At 42.7% G+C, this 17,262-nt stretch carries 16 protein-coding genes; 8 read left to right on the plus strand and 8 right to left on the minus strand.

The genetic code is table 11. The features are described 5' to 3' along the window. Positions 1–40 precede the first annotated feature (40 nt). Positions 41–1,546 carry a methyl-accepting chemotaxis protein gene (locus AC503W_RS02665; RefSeq protein ID WP_494915906.1) on the minus strand — a complete coding sequence of 502 codons (1,506 nt, stop codon included), beginning with the start codon at positions 1,544–1,546 and terminating at the stop codon, positions 41–43. Positions 1,547–1,770: 224 nt separating this feature from the next. Between AC503W_RS02665 and AC503W_RS02670 the strand changes: the two genes are divergently transcribed. From AC503W_RS02670 to AC503W_RS02690, 5 genes are all read left to right on the plus strand, one after another. Next, complete coding sequence (locus tag AC503W_RS02670; RefSeq protein ID WP_494915908.1) at positions 1,771–2,940, plus strand: DHH family phosphoesterase; 1,170 nt, start codon at positions 1,771–1,773, stop codon at positions 2,938–2,940. A gap of 191 nt (positions 2,941–3,131) precedes the next feature. Then, the gene (locus AC503W_RS02675; RefSeq protein WP_494915910.1) at positions 3,132–3,920 is read left to right on the plus strand and encodes an ABC transporter ATP-binding protein; all 789 of its coding nucleotides are present in this window, start codon (positions 3,132–3,134) and stop codon (positions 3,918–3,920) included. A gap of 2 nt (positions 3,921–3,922) precedes the next feature. Next, positions 3,923–4,855 (plus strand): ABC transporter substrate-binding protein, encoded by a 933-nt coding sequence (locus AC503W_RS02680; protein WP_494915913.1) that lies wholly within the window; start codon positions 3,923–3,925, stop codon positions 4,853–4,855. Positions 4,856–4,866: 11 nt separating this feature from the next. Beyond that, entirely contained in the window at positions 4,867–5,865 is a 999-nt protein-coding gene (locus AC503W_RS02685) for a FecCD family ABC transporter permease (protein WP_494915915.1), read from the plus strand. Positions 5,866–5,884: 19 nt separating this feature from the next. Beyond that, positions 5,885–6,859, plus strand: coding sequence for a FecCD family ABC transporter permease (locus tag AC503W_RS02690; RefSeq protein ID WP_494917247.1), 975 nt, complete (start codon positions 5,885–5,887; stop codon positions 6,857–6,859). A gap of 46 nt (positions 6,860–6,905) precedes the next feature. Here the strand turns inward: AC503W_RS02690 and AC503W_RS02695 are convergent, their stop codons facing one another. From AC503W_RS02695 to AC503W_RS02725, 7 genes are all read right to left on the minus strand, one after another. After that, positions 6,906–7,772, minus strand: coding sequence for a YihY/virulence factor BrkB family protein (locus AC503W_RS02695; RefSeq protein WP_402871831.1), 867 nt, complete (start codon positions 7,770–7,772; stop codon positions 6,906–6,908). Between the two features lie 253 nt (positions 7,773–8,025). After that, positions 8,026–9,261 carry a cation:proton antiporter gene (locus AC503W_RS02700; RefSeq protein ID WP_494915919.1) on the minus strand — a complete coding sequence of 412 codons (1,236 nt, stop codon included), beginning with the start codon at positions 9,259–9,261 and terminating at the stop codon, positions 8,026–8,028. Between the two features lie 6 nt (positions 9,262–9,267). Then, positions 9,268–9,765, minus strand: coding sequence for a cation:proton antiporter regulatory subunit (locus tag AC503W_RS02705; RefSeq protein ID WP_402871825.1), 498 nt, complete (start codon positions 9,763–9,765; stop codon positions 9,268–9,270). Between the two features lie 51 nt (positions 9,766–9,816). After that, positions 9,817–10,380, minus strand: a complete 564-nt coding sequence (locus AC503W_RS02710) for a tyrosine-type recombinase/integrase (protein ID WP_427591600.1) — start codon at positions 10,378–10,380, stop codon at positions 9,817–9,819. A 79-nt stretch (positions 10,381–10,459) separates the two neighbouring features. Further along, on the minus strand, positions 10,460–11,137 hold the full coding sequence (locus AC503W_RS02715; protein WP_494915922.1) for a hypothetical protein: 678 nt from the start codon (positions 11,135–11,137) through the stop codon (positions 10,460–10,462). Between the two features lie 125 nt (positions 11,138–11,262). Beyond that, positions 11,263–12,270, minus strand: a complete 1,008-nt coding sequence (mreBH, locus tag AC503W_RS02720; protein ID WP_402871816.1) for a rod-share determining protein MreBH — start codon at positions 12,268–12,270, stop codon at positions 11,263–11,265. A gap of 87 nt (positions 12,271–12,357) precedes the next feature. Continuing rightward, complete coding sequence (locus AC503W_RS02725; RefSeq protein ID WP_494915924.1) at positions 12,358–13,614, minus strand: MDR family MFS transporter; 1,257 nt, start codon at positions 13,612–13,614, stop codon at positions 12,358–12,360. A 137-nt stretch (positions 13,615–13,751) separates the two neighbouring features. Here AC503W_RS02725 and AC503W_RS02730 point away from each other — a divergent pair, with 137 nt between their 5' ends. The 3 genes from AC503W_RS02730 (at position 13,752) to AC503W_RS02740 (ending at position 16,930) form a co-directional block, all read left to right on the plus strand. Continuing rightward, positions 13,752–14,843: an AbrB family transcriptional regulator gene (locus AC503W_RS02730; protein WP_494915925.1), complete on the plus strand. Its 1,092-nt coding sequence runs from the start codon at positions 13,752–13,754 to the stop codon at positions 14,841–14,843. Positions 14,844–15,020: 177 nt separating this feature from the next. Beyond that, positions 15,021–16,160, plus strand: a complete 1,140-nt coding sequence (locus AC503W_RS02735; protein WP_494915927.1) for a YibE/F family protein — start codon at positions 15,021–15,023, stop codon at positions 16,158–16,160. Further along, positions 16,157–16,930 (plus strand): YibE/F family protein, encoded by a 774-nt coding sequence (locus AC503W_RS02740; RefSeq protein WP_403079914.1) that lies wholly within the window; start codon positions 16,157–16,159, stop codon positions 16,928–16,930. Before AC503W_RS02735 ends, AC503W_RS02740 begins: the two co-directional genes overlap by 4 nt. Positions 16,931–17,262 lie beyond the last annotated feature (332 nt).

The raw sequence follows: 17,262 nt of genomic DNA on the forward strand, positions 1-17,262 counted from the left end.
CGCGGGAGGGCAACCATCCGCGGCTTTCTTCTTGAACAAATTACTTCTCGCTGACTGTCAGCTTTTCCAGGCTTCTTAAAAGGTCTTCAAAACTGGAGAAGTTACTTTCCATTTGGGTAATGAGGGTATTCTGATCCACCACGCTCGCGGCGACTTCCTCAAGGGAAGCGGCATTTTCCTGTACGATGCTGGCAATATTGGTCACTTCATTCGTTGCCGTACTCGAGTTTTGCGTCAAAGCTTGAAGCATGGTTTGAAGTCTGATCGATTGTTCCATGACTTGGAGCGTGTTTCCTTCCATCTCTTTGAAAACGTGTTCGACATCTTCGGACTTTTCCTTTATCATGCCTGCAACATCCAAGCTCTGATTCACGCCATCTGTCACCTCATTAGACTTGATGGAGATATGATGTAGGATTTGCTGGATTTGATTGGTCGCCTGTCGGCTGTTTACAGCAAGCTTCCTGATCTCATCCGCAACCACGGCAAAGCTCTTCCCATGTTCCCCCGCTCGTGCCGCCTCGATGGAGGCATTCAAGGAAATTAAGTTCGTTTGGTCCGAGATGTCTTCTATTGTTGCCAGAATCGTTTGGATCTGCTTATTTTGTTGATTCAATTCTTCCATTAAGAAGGCGGTCTGTTTAGCCTTTTCCCCCACGGATATAATATCTTGGGCAAGGATGATCATTGCCTGACGTCCATCTTTGGTGCTTGATTCATTTTCTACCGTATGGACTTTCATTTTATCGGATGCAAGGGTGGCTTGTTGAACTTCTACATCGAATGAATCGATGGAATCTTTCACTTCATTGGCGCTTAATGCCTGGGATTCAATATTCCTTGTGACTTCTATAAAGGCATTCGTGATTTCCTTGGAGATATTTCCAGTGACTTGGACATTGGCTTGCAGCTCATTGTAAAAGTCGGTCAATCCATGAACGGATTTGGTGATTTCGTCAAGCATATCCTTTGTCTTGATTTCCGTTTGTCGGCTCTTAGCAAGCTCGACCAAGGCGACATTAATCGAAGCACTACCGATTAAACTGAAAAAGACGGATAAAATGGCAGTTAAAATAAATAAAAGAATGATACCAAGTACAGTGACGCCCTTTTCAGATAAAACCATGGAAAAAGGTTCTGACCATAAAATCAGGTAAATCAGGAACCCTGAATATAGGACGATCGACAAGATGACATGATAATAATCGTAATAAATGGACGCAAAAAGAAGCCCTAGATATAACAGGACCAATGACAAAGGGCTACTGGACTGGATGATGATCGAAGCGAATAAAAGGTTGATCGTGATGCCGATAAGATAGGGCACCCCGAGTGTCCATTTTTTTTGCTTGATCAAAATGGAGGCCACAATGGCGGGGATGATGCTAAAAAGGGCAATGATTCCAATGTTTAGAGTCGGTATGCCGACTGTGAATGAAAATAGGAGGCCGGCAGCAATCGTGAATAGTGTATAGATGATGATGGCCGAGTGTCTTGAGTTATTTATTATTTCTCTTGATGCACGATCTGATCTGAACTGATACATTGTCATACCTCGATTTCTATTTAGTAACTCATCTATATTACGATGTAAATATTACAAAATAAAGAAAAAAATTGAAGGTGGTCGATTTTTTTTTACGTTCAAAGCGGTTTTGGGTGGAACCGTGTTAAAATAGTCGGATGTGATTATGCTACAATTGTAAAGATTGCAATTGAAAATCATTTCTTAGGGAAAAGTAAATATATTAGTTTTTAGGAGGGGTTTATGTGTACTATCTTTTTACACATAATGATTTAGACGGAGTCGGCTGCGGAATCGTCGCGAAGCTTGCATTCGGGGAAGACGTGGTAGTTAGCTATAATTCAATCGGCCGCCTTAATCAGAATGTCGAAGCATTTCTTGAGCAGGCGAATATCGAGGATACATTGATTGTTACCGATCTTTCGGTAAATGAAGATAATGAAAAAATGATTACGCAATTCGTTGAGGATGGAGGACATGCACTTTTAATCGACCATCATAAGTCGGCACTGCATTTGAATGAACATGACTGGGCATCTGTTACGGTTGAACAGGAAGACGGCAAACAAACGGCAGCCACTTCTTTATTCTATCAATATGCGGTGGATCAAAAGTGGCTGGAGCCTTCCCGGATTTTCTCTGAATTCGTTGAATTGGTTCGACAATATGATACATGGGAATGGCAGGCCAATAATAATGTAACGGCCAAACGGTTGAATGACTTATTCTTCATGATTCCGATTGAAGAATTCGAAACGAAGATTGCACATAAGCTCTCATCAGCTGAAAACTTCGCGTTTGATGAAGTGGAACAGACTCTTTTGGGAGTGGAAGAGAGTCGTGTGGATCGGTACATAAATAGGAAAAAAAGAGAAGTGTATCAGGCTACGGTCGGTCCTCATACAGTTGGGGTGGTCCATGCCGAGTCTTACCATTCGGAATTGGGTAATGAGCTATCAAAAGAATTTTCCCATCTGGATTATATTGCGATCCTTATGGTCGGAAGCAAAAGAATCAGTTTCCGCACCATCCATGATGAGATAGATGTAGCTGAGGTTGCAGGGAAATATGATGGGGGCGGCCATCAAAAAGCCGCAGGTTGTACGATGTCGGAAAAAGCATACAGCCAATTCGTCGAGAAGACATTCTTCTCTGAACCGATTAAGCGCGACGCTCATAAGAACCAATTGAATGTGAAGAATTCACCAGAAGGTTGCCTATATTCAACGAGAGATAAACAGGATATCTTCATTTATGAAAATGATGAAGAAGAAGAGTGGATCATTGAAGTGAATGGAAAACTGATAAAGAAATCGTTTGATACGTTCGATGAAGCAGAAAAATACACGAAACGTAAATATGTAGCCTGGCTTGCGAACGATGAAAGATACGAAGAGTTTGTGAATAGAGGGTAAGGCAATGCAGCTGTCCAAATTTGGGCGGCTGTTATTTGCAGTTGTTATATGGAGGGAAAAAAATGAGAGTAGTACCTTAGTTCTTTTCTCCTAAAAACGCTTGACAAAGATTCGATTATACTGAATAATCTTATTGTTAAGTAGTTGATAACGATTATCAATTTCAGCGTGAAAGGGGAGGTAATGATTACATGCGAATGAACGTTAGTAACGTTGAAGTTGGATACGATAAAAAAGTGATTGTTAACGGCTTGACGATTGAAATTCCCGATGGCCAAATTACTACAATCATAGGATCTAATGGGTGTGGAAAATCAACGTTATTAAAAGCTTTAACAAGAATCATTCCCTATCAAAATGGACAGGTCTTTCTTGATGGAGCGGAAATACAAAAAAAGAATACGAAAGAATTGGCGAAGGAACTGTCGATCTTGCCACAAACACAGGATAGTGCAGTAGGACTTTTAGTCGAGGAACTGGTTTCATATGGTCGTTTTCCATATCAATCAGGGTTCGGTGGCCTAAAAAAAGAAGACAAAGAAATCATTGATTGGGCCATGAAGTCTACTAATACATATGAATTTAGACACAACTCTGTAGATGAACTTTCCGGAGGTCAAAAACAGCGGGTGTGGATTGCCTTGGCACTTGCGCAAAACACGGACATCATTTTTTTGGATGAGCCTACAACCTATCTGGACATGGCCCATCAACTTGAAGTATTGGAGCTTTTGCAGAACTTGAATGAAAAGGAAAATCGGACCATTGTGATGGTTCTACATGATTTGAATCATGCAGCCCGGTTTTCACATTTCATGATCGCTCTTGAGAGTGGGAATTTAATAAAAGCGGGCACACCAGAAGAAGTGATGAGTCCAGATGTACTGAAGAAAGTGTTTAAAATTGACGCGGAAATCAGTAAAGACCCCCGTACAGGTAAACCAGTTTGCATCACATACGATCTAATAAAAGGAGAATGAACATGAAAAAATGGCTTTTATTCTTAGTTGCAGCATTAATGGTTATTTTAACGGCTTGTGGAAATGATGAATCATCGACTAAAGAAACATCGCAAGGCAAGGATGATGCAAAAAAATCGGGTACGATCAGCTATAAATCGGAAAACGGTACGGTTAAAGTTCCAGCTGATCCAAAGCGCGTAGTCGTTTTATCGTTATTCGTGGGAGATTTAATGGAAATGGGTGTCAACGTAGTCGGAATGGATTCATGGTCAAAAGATAACCCGGATTTCGCCAAAAAATATCCGGATGCTGAAGTGGTAGCGAGCACGGATTATGAGAAAATCATTGAACTTGATCCAGATCTGATCATCGGTTCTAATGATGTGGAAGACGTTAAAAAATTACAAGAGATTGCACCAACCATAATCTTCACATACGGTGCTTTGAATTACATCGACCAACGTATCGAAGTGGGTAAAGTAGTCAATAAAGAAGAGGAAATGACTAAGTGGGTTAAAGATTTCCAAGCACGTTCGAAAGTAGTAGGAGACAAAATCAAAGATAAAATCGGGGAAGATGCTACTATAACGGTTGCTGGTAACTCTGATAAGCAAATCTATTTATTTGGCGATAACTGGGGACGCGGAACGGAAATCCTGTATCAGGAAATGGGATTGAACATGCCAAAGGCTGTTAAAGATGTTGCCCTTGAGCCTGGATATTTTGGAATTTCCGAAGAAGTATTAGGTGACTATGTTGGGGATTATTTAGTCCTTAATTTAGTGAAAGAAGGACAAGATACTTCATTCATGGACTCAACTTGGTACAACAAAATACCGGCGGTTAAAGATAAAAAGGTATTTTATGCGGAAGGCTCTGCATTCTATTTCGCCGATGCCCATTCTTTCGATAAACAACTAGACTTCTTCGAAGAATCTTTTCTAGGCAAATAAGGGGAGATTCGATGAAAGTCTCCTATTCTATTATAAGTAAAATGGTTTTATCGTTCGTTGTTTTGATGGTGGTCGTGGTCTTGGCGTTAGGGTATGGTGCAGCAAATACGAGTTTTCAAGATTTATATGAAGCTGTTATCGGAAGAAGCGGTGGATCCTATTATGATGTGCTAAGAGAGATTCGGCTTCCTCGTGTCATCGCGGCATTCTTCGTGGGAGCCGCGTTGGCAGTTGCCGGGGCCATCATGCAAGGGATGACAAGGAATCCTCTTGCCGATCCGGGTCTACTCGGTCTGACTTCAGGTGCTACTTTAGCTCTTACCCTGGTATTGGCCTTCATTCCCGGAATCACCTTCTTAATGCTTATGTTCAGTTCTTTTATAGGTGCAATGATTGGTATGCTACTTGTATTTGGAATAGGTATCACGTCTAGAAACGGTTTATCTCCGCTAAAGCTCGTTTTAGCGGGAGCGGCCGTTTCTCTCTTTTTACAGGCCATTTCAAGTGGTATAGCCATTCTTTTCAATGTATCGAAAAATGTCAGTACATGGACGGCTGGAGGGTTGATCAGCACAACATGGGATGCTTTGATCATTGTCCCCTTCATCATCTTTGGTTTAGTGTTGGCGACTGTCTATAGCAAACCATTGACCGTCCTTAGCTTAAATGAAGAAGTGGCGAAAGGGCTTGGACAGAAGACGAAGAAGATCAAAGTGATTTTGATGTTCGTGGTCATCGTTTTAGCAGGAACGGCAGTAGCCCTGATAGGGAATTTGTCGTTCGTGGGCTTATTCATTCCACATATCGTCCGGAAGATCGTGGGGGCGGATTACCGTTTGATCATCCCGATGTCGATTATAATCGGCGGGGCCTTCATGGTTCTAACGGATTTCATTAGTAGAATCGTAATTGCTCCATTGGAAATCCCGATTGTTGCATTGGTCTCATTAATCGGGTTCCTATTCTTCCTGGTCTTGGTAAAGAAAGGAGGTCGAACTTTCTTTGCGTAAAAAAAATAATGTACGATGGATGTATAGCCTAACGAGCCTTTTATTGATCATAAGTATCCTTGCCGGCATCAGCTTAGGACCTTCCTCGGTCGGTATCTCTCAAATCATTCCGACGATATTGGGGGATGGGACATTCAAAGAGGAATTCATTCTCTTTTCCGTTCGGTTTCCTCGCGTCCTGGTCTTGACTTTAGCAGGGATGTCGCTGGCATTATCCGGTGCCATTTTACAGACATTGACCAAAAATGATCTGGCTGATCCAGGTATTATCGGTATCAATGCTGGAGCAGGGGTTGCGATTACCTTATTTTACTTGTTTGTCGACGCCAATTTAGACTCCTATACCTATCAGTTACCGGCAGTAGGTTTCTTAGGCGGGATCATTACAGCCGGGCTGATCGTCCTCTTCACGTTGGACAGGAAAAACGGTATCCAGCCGATCAAGCTCGTGCTGATGGGGGTCGGGTTTGCCTCAGCATTATCGGGATTAATGATCATCCTGGTTTCAAGCGCTAAACAGGAGGATGTCCAATTCATCTCCAAATGGCTTGCAGGGAATATATGGGGAGCCGATTGGCCCTTTATTCTAGCGCTTCTTCCCTGGCTACTGGTGGCGATACCGTTTTTACTTTGGAAGCAAAAGGCAATGAATCTCCTCGCTCTTAATGAAACGGTGGCGAAAGGGCTGGGCGTTTCCCTGAACCGGGATCGAGCCCTTTTGCTGATCATTGCGGTAGCATTGGCGGCTTCAGCGGTTTCGGTCGTTGGGAGTATTAGTTTCATAGGATTGATTGCTCCTCATATCGCCAAACAGTTGGTCGGTTCCAAGCATCAGAGCTTTTTATTCTTATCTCCCATAATTGGTGCAGCCACCTTAGTTTTCGCTGATACAATAGGCCGCATCATTTATAGTGAACAAACCATTCCAGCTGGAATCATCGTCGCTATTATCGGAGCTCCTTACTTCCTATACTTATTAAGGAAGACAGCTTGACCGGATTGAAAAACCAGGTTTCCATTATAGGAACCTGGTTTTTTCTTTATCGTTTTAAAGGTACGGGATGTACGAGTGTTCGAGACTTCTTTTGAGGTGTGGTATTTTGACGGTGTAGAATCGCATTGATTTCGCCGCCGAGCATTAAGATTAAACCGGTCAGGTACAGCCATAACATTAAAACGATGACGCCCCCTAAACTGCCGTACGTGGACGAATAATTAGCGAAATTGCTGACATAAAAGGAAAAACCGATGGAGATGACAAACCAGAGTATTGTGGCCGTAATTGCACCCGGAATGACGTGTTTGAACGGGAAGTTCTTATTCGGTGCGTAACGGTATAGAATGGCTAGCACGAAAGATATAACCGCAACGGCGATCACCCATCGCAATATACTGAATAGACTTTGTGTTTCTTCTGGAAGGGACACGACTTGTTCCATTAAATCGATGAGTACTTTCCCAAAAACGGGAAGAACCAGCATCACGATAAATGCGAAGACCAATCCTAATGTTAACAGGATGGAAATGAGGCGAGCCTTGATGAAGCTGCGCGTTTCTTCCACATCATAGGCAATGTTCATCGAATGAATAAATGCATTCATTCCATTCGAAGCGGACCAGATGGTACCAAGGATACCAAAGGTCAGCAAGCCGCCATTCCGTTCATTCAATATCTTGATGATATTCTCTTCGATGGTTTTCATCGTTTCCGATGGCATGAATGTCTTTAACGTATCCAAAGCTGTTTGCGTATCGATGTTCAAGTATGGCAAAATCGACAGCAATAAAATGAGTAAAGGGAATAGTGCGAGGAGGTAATAGTATGCCTGTTCAGCTGCCAATCCTGTGACACGATCCTCCTTGACTTCCTTGATGAGTTTCTTGCTAAAATCAATCGACTTATTCAATCGGCATCACTCCTGAAAAGTTTCTTCGTTTATCTGCTTCTTTTCCCTCAGATGGGGTACCTTAACCCTCCTGAGAGGAAATATTGTAAAGCAGTTACTCATTTACTATTCGAAAATCTCTTCCAACATGTCGATGGGATGGAAAATAAGAAGGGTGACTGGGTGGAAGGAGACACATATAGCAGGCTATCAATCTAAGTAACTCAGAGAATATCGAAAAAGGTCCAGACGTAGGTGTCTGGACCTTTTTCGATTAGCCTTCTTTTTGTTGTTCTTTTTGTTGTTCTTTTTGGACTTTTGGCGGCGTCCATTTGAAGATTTTATTGAGGATATTATATATATGCTTGGATTCTTTCGTAAGGACTGGTCCAAGAATCGCTAATGTCAGCACATATAATGCCGCAAACGGGGTTAGGATAGGCATCAAACCGCCGGCAATGCCTAGGTTTGCGAGAATGATGGAGAATTCACCGCGTGAAACGATCGTCAAGCCGATATTGGCTGAGGCTTTATGGGACAAACCGGATTTACGTCCAGCAATCATACCAGCAACGAAGTTACCGATAATGGTAATGATGACGGCTCCAAGAACCATCCAGACTGCTCCACCTAGCGTCGTCGGATCGATACTCAATCCAAAGCTGAAGAAGAATATGGCTCCAAAGAAGTCCCTGAAAGGAATGACAAGTTTTTCGATGCGGTCACTATGTTCCGTTTCAGAAAAGACGAGTCCAAGCAGTAATGCGCCGATTGCTTCTGCAACATGAATCGTTTCAGAGAAACCTGCGATAAAGAACAGTAAGGCGAATACGACAATGATGAAAATCTCATCAGAGGTAATATTGAATAATTTGTTGAGGAAACCGGATGCTTTTCGAGCGATTACGAAAAATAATAGCATATATCCGATTGCGATAAACGTAGATAATAATGTTCCCCAGACTGAACCGGATGAGCTTAATACCAATCCTGATACGACGGATAAATAAACGGCAAGGAATATATCTTCAAACATGATGATTCCCAGGATAAGTTCCGTTTCGTTATTACCGGTCCTTCTTAAATCAACAAGTACTTTGGCTACTATGGCACTTGATGAAAAGCTGATGATCCCGGTTAAAATGAGGACTTCTTTCAGTGGAAGACCCATGAGGAAACCATAAGCCATCGCTAAACCAACGTTTATGACAATATAGATGGATCCGCCTGTCACGATGTTTTTTCCGGATTTCATCAATTTTTTAACGGAGAATTCAAGTCCTAAATAGAATAGAAGGAATAGAATACCGACTCTTCCGAGGAAGGCAATGATCTCTTCACTTTCGATGAAGCGTAAATCGATCATTCCAAAATGCGGGGCATGAGGTCCTACCAACATGCCGACGATAATTAAGATGGGTACATTCGATATTTTGAATTTCCCTGCTATGAGAGCTGCGGCTGCAACCAATAATAGGGCCGTTCCTACTTCGAAGACTAAGTGATCCATATGTACTTAGTCACTCCTTTCGTCGGTCAGTAATTCTCTAATCAGATTTTTGATGTCTTTTCTTTCACCAGAGATGACCAGCGTGTCGCCTGCAGCAATGATTGAATCAGGGCCTGGGTTATTCAGTTGTTTTTTCCCTTTTTTCGAATGGGCGATAACCGTCACGTTGTAATTGTTACGAATGTCAATGTCACCAATCGTTTGGTTGATCGCTTTGGAACCTGGTTCCACTTTGAACCATTCGATGACCAAGTCACCCAATGACATTTCGATTGTTTCGAGTGCCTGTGGTTTATAAATCATACCGCCGATGATGGACGCCATTTGACGCGCTTCCTGATCATTGAGTGTGATGCTTGAAATAACATCCTCATGATCGGTATCAAAGTGGTATAACTCCCTACGGCCATCATCGTGAATGACAATCACTAATTTTTCATCATTTCTCGTGATAATCTCGAATTTCTGGCCTATACCAGGAAGTTCGCTTTCTCTAATTTTCACTTGAATTCCTCCTTAAAATGGTGGTTTGAGATTACAAAAGATAGAAATATGCTATAAATTCACGTCGATGATCGTCTTGAATTTACTCTCCTTGGAGATGCCAATGTACTTCAGTGTCTCGGATGGACTAGAATGATGGTAATGCTTTTGGATCAAGGCGAGGGAGACCCCTTGCTTATAGGCGTGATATCCAAATGTCTTACGCATTGAACTGGCCCCATATTTACCAATCAATCCGGCACCTTCCACGGCATCATGGATGATTCGGTGTGCCTGTTGGCGTGTGATCGGTTTTTTTGTCTTAGGTGATAAAAACAAAAATTGGCCTTCCATCACTTTCGAGTCTTTGATGTATTCTTGTAAAGCTGTCCGGACTTTCTGATTCAAATAGATTTGAGTGGCCTCGTCATTTTCCAAGCGGTGCTCATAAAACTCTTTAACTTTACCCGTTTCGTCGAGAACGCTTGCCACGGTCACTTCCAACATCTCATTGATTTTCATTCCCGTATTGATTCCTAAAACAAATAACAAATAATCGCGGCTGGAGTGAGATCGCAAGTAACTTTTGATCTTGCTGATTTCATTGACATCCTTAAAGGCTTCTACATATTCCATATTTCTTCTCCTCTTACCAATGTAACTTAATTATATTATAACACAAGTTATGTTACATTGCATCCGATGATGCTTGTTACTAAAACTCTGTTTTTTGGCGTTGCCCTTCATGGTCTTGAAAATGCTTCGTGGCAAGTAGTGAAATCAGGAGGATGAGTTCAAATCCGTTCATGTACGCATCGCTTTTGATGGGGAGAGGAACGGCGCTACCGATGGTCATGATGACCGTACCTAGCAAATACCATATCCATTTTTGTTTTCGCCAGATCAAGAACCCCGAAATAATCAGTACGAGGGAGATGATCAATACCATGATGGGCGGTCCGCTCGTCGGCTCTGAACTGGTATAACTTAAAACCCCATACTTCCAATCGGCCTCCAGTTTAAGCCCAATCGTTTCAGTGAATAATTCAAAGCATATTAGGGCGTTCACCAATCCGTAACTGATATACTTGGCCAGTTTTCTTTGGGCCCACGGGATGTCGGCCTTTTTCAGGGAATCCCAAGCAAAGAGAACTAATGTGGGCGTGAAGAGGGCATGTCCCCAAAAGCGGGCATAGCTGATTGATTCTAGAAAGAGCCCCGTTCCGATATACCGTCCGAGTGCGAGCAGGGTGTTATCCACGATTAGCCCGAAAATCACGAGTAAGAGAACGTTGGAAGCAGAGAGCCATCCGTATTTATTAGCGAGGGTGATTCCCCAAATGAAAAGGGCCACATATCCGGCTAGATAGAAGAAGTAAAGAAAAGTATCCAAATTCTGGCCTCCTTTTTTTATGTATTCTTTACTGAATGGAAAAGAAATATATCTGGCATGGCTAAATAGCTTTTTAGGCATGAAAAAGAGGGAACCCTCTAATAAGGATTCCCTCTCGCATACTATCAATAAACGGCTTTTTGTAATTTGGTAATGATCTCGAGTGAACGGCCTGTCCCAATGGCAACAGATTCAAGCGGACTATCGGCAAGCTCGACGGGCACGATGAGTTCTTTCATCAACCAATCTTGCATCCCGCTAAGCAAGGCTCCGCCCCCGGAAAGGACCACGCCTTGGTCGACGATGTCCCCACTTAATTCAGGAGGGCATTCTTCCAACGTGGAACGGATGGCTTCTAAAATATGAAGCAAGGATTCTTGAATGGCTTCCTGAACTTCCAAGGACGTAATCGTAATGGGCTTCGGAAGACCCGTCACGAGGTCACGCCCCCTGACTTCCATGGTCAATGGAGAATGGTCGATGAGCGCGTAGCCGATTTCCATTTTTATTTGTTCGGCAGTTCGTTCCCCAATCAATATGTTATGTTTTTTTCTTACATATTGACAGATATCCTCATCCAGTTGATCGCCACCGATACGGACCGAATTACATGAAACGACTCCACCATACGAGATGATCGCTACCTCAGTCGTACCTCCACCAATGTCGACGATGACATTCGCGACCGGTTCTTCTACAGGAAGTCCAGCTCCTATGGCAGCAGCAACGGGCTCTTCGATCAGATGAACCTGTTTGGCTCCGCAATTTTTAACCGCATCCTGAATGGCCCTTCTTTCAACGGATGTGGAACCGGATGGCGTACATACGACCACATTCGGTTTACGGATCGATAAGCCAATCGCCTTGCTAGCTTTTTTCATGATTTCCTTAAGCATTTGTGCGGTCACATCGAAATCCGCAATGACCCCGTCTTTCAATGGGCGGATGGCGACGATATGGCCAGGTGTCTTCCCAATCATATTCTTCGCTTCCAGGCCGACTGCCAATACTTTATTAGTCACTATATCTATGGCCACTACTGATGGCTCATTGAATATGATTCCTTTGTTTTTACTGTAAACGAGTGTATTTGCCGTTCCTAAGTCTATACCAATTTCTGTATTTGATAACATCTAGTCACCCCTCCATAAGAGTTTTGACCCCTATATAATGATTCTACCTCTAATGGTAAGTTTATGGGGGTAGGAAATGGAGTTAGATTATGGAATCTGGACTTTAGTCTTTTCATACAGGAAAAACATGATGAAATATAGAACGGCACTCAAGACGGCAAGGATACTGATCATGAGGAATGTCCCATTATATCCAATCCACCCTGTCATCGGTATGGCTAGTGGGGCAAGCATCCTGCCAATGGTGAAACGTAAGCTTGATGCAGCGAAATACTGGCCACGCATATGTGCTGGGGCCAATTTCGAAACAAATCCTTGCTGGATGCCGGCCGTTAATAGCTCGGCAATGGAAAATAAGGCGATGGCGATAAATAATCCCCAAACCCATTGGGTCGCACCAAATAAAATCATGGAAAAGCTGTATATCAGAGAAGAGATGATGAATACATTTCTTTCTTTATACATGGATGCCCATTTCGTGACGGTAATGGTTAAGAGGGCCACGAATAATCCATTTTCCGCAAGCAAGAACCCGAAAATCTGTTCTTCCTGTAGTGTGATCGAAAATATGGATTGCGGATCGACCATTTCATTAATATAGACAGGGAACAACAGGTCGAGTTGCATGAACGTTTGATAGACCAAGACGCCTGCGATGATGAAAAGTAGAAACACCTTATCACGGAAAATGACTTGATAGTCTCGTAGTTGGTTCAGTAAAAAAGAGAATCCGTTAACCCTTTTTCCTGATCCCTTTTCCTGAATGGATAGGAGAGCCGTTTCTTTGACCCATGTTTGCAGGATGAAACCTAACAGGATATTGATGATGGCAGCAAGGGCTAACAGTTCGAAACGGTGGGTCGCATAAAAAATCCCTCCCAAAATCGGACCTATGACCACGGCAATATTGATGGACGTGTAAAATACGGCGAAGACGCCACTGCGGTCTTTTTCTGGAATCACATCAGCGACCATTGCCTGGCTGGCAGGGTTATAAAAGGCGCTGAATATGCTGACGGCGGTGAAGCTGATAAACCCGATGCTGGGCGAATCCAGCCAAGGGGAGCTCGCCCATGCAAAGAATATGTAGGCAATGCCTTGGCCGAAGGTGGAAATGACCATCATCCGCTTTCTTCCGAATCGATCAGCACAATATCCCCCGAATAAATTGGCCACAACCGCAAAGAACTGCGAGAAAATCAGCAGTAATCCAGCAGTTGTTTTCCCGAACGATTCGGAGAAGTAAATCGCAAGGAACGGAAAAAACATCCAAAATGATATATTGACGACAGATTCCCCGGCAAGGCGAATCTTTAAGTTCGTATCCCAATCTCGTAAACGCATAGTAGAATTCCCATACTTTCTGTTATTTTCCCCATCATACTCTGAGTTTGAAATGAAGACAAGACAAGGGATAAATTCCGTCAAATAAGTTATGGTACTATGTAAGTGGAATTTTTATAGATAAGAAGGTTATGGAATTGAAGACATTCATATCGGATCATAAGAGTTTAAGAATGACTTTCACAGCTTTACTGGCGTTTCTAGGAGGGTACCTGTTCGACAAACTTGGCATCTATTTACCATGGATGCTCGGACCGTTATTTGTGGTGATGATCGCAAAAATCAAATGGGGACACTCGATGTTGTGGTCGAGAACGCTAAGGAGCACAGGACTGATCATCCTCGGCTTACAACTGGGCAGTTCATTTACGAAACGATCGTTACATGAAATGAGCGAATATTTGCCCGTCATGCTTTTTACCACGGTGGTGCTGATTTTGTTCACCGTAGTAACAGGCTTGTTCGTAGGAAAAAGAATGAACCTATCGATGAGCACCTCGCTTCTTGGAAGCTTCCCGGGAGGCCTGTCTCAAATGGTGATCCTGAGCGAGGAAATGAAAGACAGTGACGAAACGGTTGTCGGCTTCATGCAGACGCTTCGGGTCATTCTCGTCATATCGATCGTACCTTGGCTCGTCACCCATGTCATGTCCGTGGATTCCGAAGCAACGGCGACGATGGCAAAAGGGCAGTTCTTTATGTTTGATTATGACGGGACCTTGGCTCTCCTACTGATTGCAGCTCTGGCGTTATTCATTTTCATTGCCATAAAGGTTCATTTCCCACTTCCTTTCCTTTTAGGACCACTCATTGCGGCGGCTCTGTTCAATTTGACAGGATCTGAAGCACCACATATTCCTGGCTTCTGGTTGAACTTGTCCCAGGTTCTGATTGGTGCCCATCTGGGATTCACATTGAAAGTCGATAATCCACGGCTTTTCAGGAAGATGTTCGCGGTGGTTTTCGTGAGTAATGTTTTGCTAATCGGTTTTTGTTACTATCTTGCGGTTTACTTTTCACCAGTCCTATCCTTGCCGGCCAATGAATTGTTTTTAAGCATGGCCCCGGGTGGTGTGGCAGAAATGGCGGTCACGGCCATGTCTGTTTCCGTTGATGTATCCGTGGTCACAAGCTTTCACTTATTCAGGATTTTATTCATCTTGTTTTTAGTGTCGCCACTCATCAAAGTGCTGGATCGGAGACAGGGAAGACAGAAAAGGCGGGAGTGAGGGCTCCCGTCTTTTCCGTCTGCCTCAATGAAAAAGTTATCATCCATTGGTTTTAATTTCGTAAACGTCATGTGTTCATGATAAGATAAAAAAATTACATACTGGTAAGGTAGGATGTAGTCAGCCAAACCTGCCGCCAGCTTTCCTTTTGGCCACCTGATATATGGAGGTTTTTTTTTGAACATTATCGCAAATACAGTTAAAAAGATGGGATACAAGCAAATTTCCGTGTACATCATCATTGCCCTTTGTTTTGTCGCTTCCGTTTTCTTTGTGACTCATAATTATTCTTTCTATGAAGGCCCTATAGCCAAAGTCATCAAGACAAATCTGGAAAGTACAACGGAAATGGATGACATGTATCTCAATGAAGATCGGCTATTTACACAGAGTATCGTAGCCCAATTGCAAAATGGAGAAGAAAAAGGGCAGCTTATTACGTTAAAGAATGAATATTCCTCATCTGGTGCCTATGATCAAGAATACAAAGTTGGAAATGATTTATTCGTTTCGATCGATGCAAAAGATGGAGAGGGCCCGGAATTAGCCGGAACGATTAAAGATGTCAAACGTGATAAATATGTGGTGATTGTGGCATGGGTGTTTATTTTTACCCTCCTGATTGTTGGAAAAAAGCAGGGGCTGCTTTCCGTTATAAGTTTGGTGGTCAATGCCGTTTTGTTGTCCTATGCCCTGGACTTTTATATGAGTACATCAGGCATCAGCCTGGTCTGGATATGCGGCATAGCGATCATTCTATTTACGGTTCTTTCCCTCTTACTCGTTAACGGTTTTAATGAAAAAACATACGCAGCCATCATTGCGACGCTCCTAGGGACTTTTTCCTCGTTGTTCATTACCTATCTTGCTATGTGGGTAACGGGAGAAAATGGCCTCCGATATGAAGAAATGCAATTTCTCACCAGGCCTTATAAAATGGTGTTTTATGCAGGCTTGTTTATCGGATCGTTAGGAGCTGTGATGGATATAGGGATTACCATGTCTTCTTCGATCTTTGGGTTGTATGAAAAGAATAATGACATATCCGTAAAAGCCCTGAAAGCCTCTGGATTGGAAATAGGGAAAGATATTATGGGAACCATGACGAATATTTTGTTTTTTGCCTACATAAGCGGTTCCATCCCCGTGATTCTTTTGTATTTGAAGAATGCTTCCACGTTGGGATTCACCCTTTCCATGAACCTATCATTAGAATTGGCCCGTGCCCTTGCCGGGGGGATTGGCATCGTGTTAACGATTCCGATAGGTTTATATATTTCGATCTATTTCGTTAATCGAAGGAAGGGAAGAACATGAATGTATTGGTATTACTAGCAGGCATATTATTTATCTTGATGATCTCGATCGGTGGTAAAAAAGGGGCACGTTCATTTTTTGCTTTATTCTTGAACTTTGGTGTGTTGCTTTTTGCCATCTTCTTTATGAAAAATCCACATAATGATCCGTATATCGTCACATTGATTGCATGTACGGTGATTAGTTATATCACGTTGTTCTTTATTAATGAAGTGAACAGTACGACCAAGACAGCCTTCGTTTCTACGATCATCACGATTGTCATCGTCCTCTTTTTTATCGTCGTGGTGACGGAACGTGCGATGATCCAGGGGTTTGGTGAAGAAGAAATAGAAGAGCTTAGCATCTTTTCCCTTTATATAGGTGTGGACTTTTTGAAGGTAGGAGTTTCAGTCATTATCATGAGTACGATTGGCGCCATTATCGATACAGCCATGGCCATTTCGTCTCCCATGCGGGAAATGTTTCTCCACCATCCATCCAGCACCAGGAAAGATTTATTTAAATTTGGAATGAGCATTGGGAGGGACATCCTGGGAACCAGTACGAATACATTGTTCTTTGCTTTCTTTGGTGGCTATCTGGCATTGCTTATCTGGTTTAAGGACTTAGCTTATTCTGTTGGAGAAATCGTCAATTCGAAAATATTCAGTGCTGAAATGATCACGATATTTTGTGCGGGAACGGGTGTAGCCCTTGTGATTCCTATTACGGCATTGATAACGGCTTACTACTTAGTGAAAAAAAGGGGGAAGGTAAAGGTCGTGTAGTTTCCTAGGGTCCTAATGAAAAACGAATAGAGTGGAGAAGGCCGCCAATCTCAACGGGTGGCCTTTTTGCTGTTGTTACGGCTCCAGAAAGGGCATATGACAATCCTTATTCATCATACCTATAGAAAAAAAGATGAAAGTATGTGATTGGTTGACTACAAAAAAACAACATCAAATTGTATTCTATAGCATCAAAGGATCATCCATCAAAAACTTTATAATCATCGATCTCATAACGGGTACTGGGATTTTTTACGCGGTCAAAATTATTTCTGCCAGCGTAATAATGGGGATGGTAGGAAGTGTCATTGGAACGGAGGGCATCAAATGGG

Source organism: Peribacillus suis, assembly GCF_059384845.1.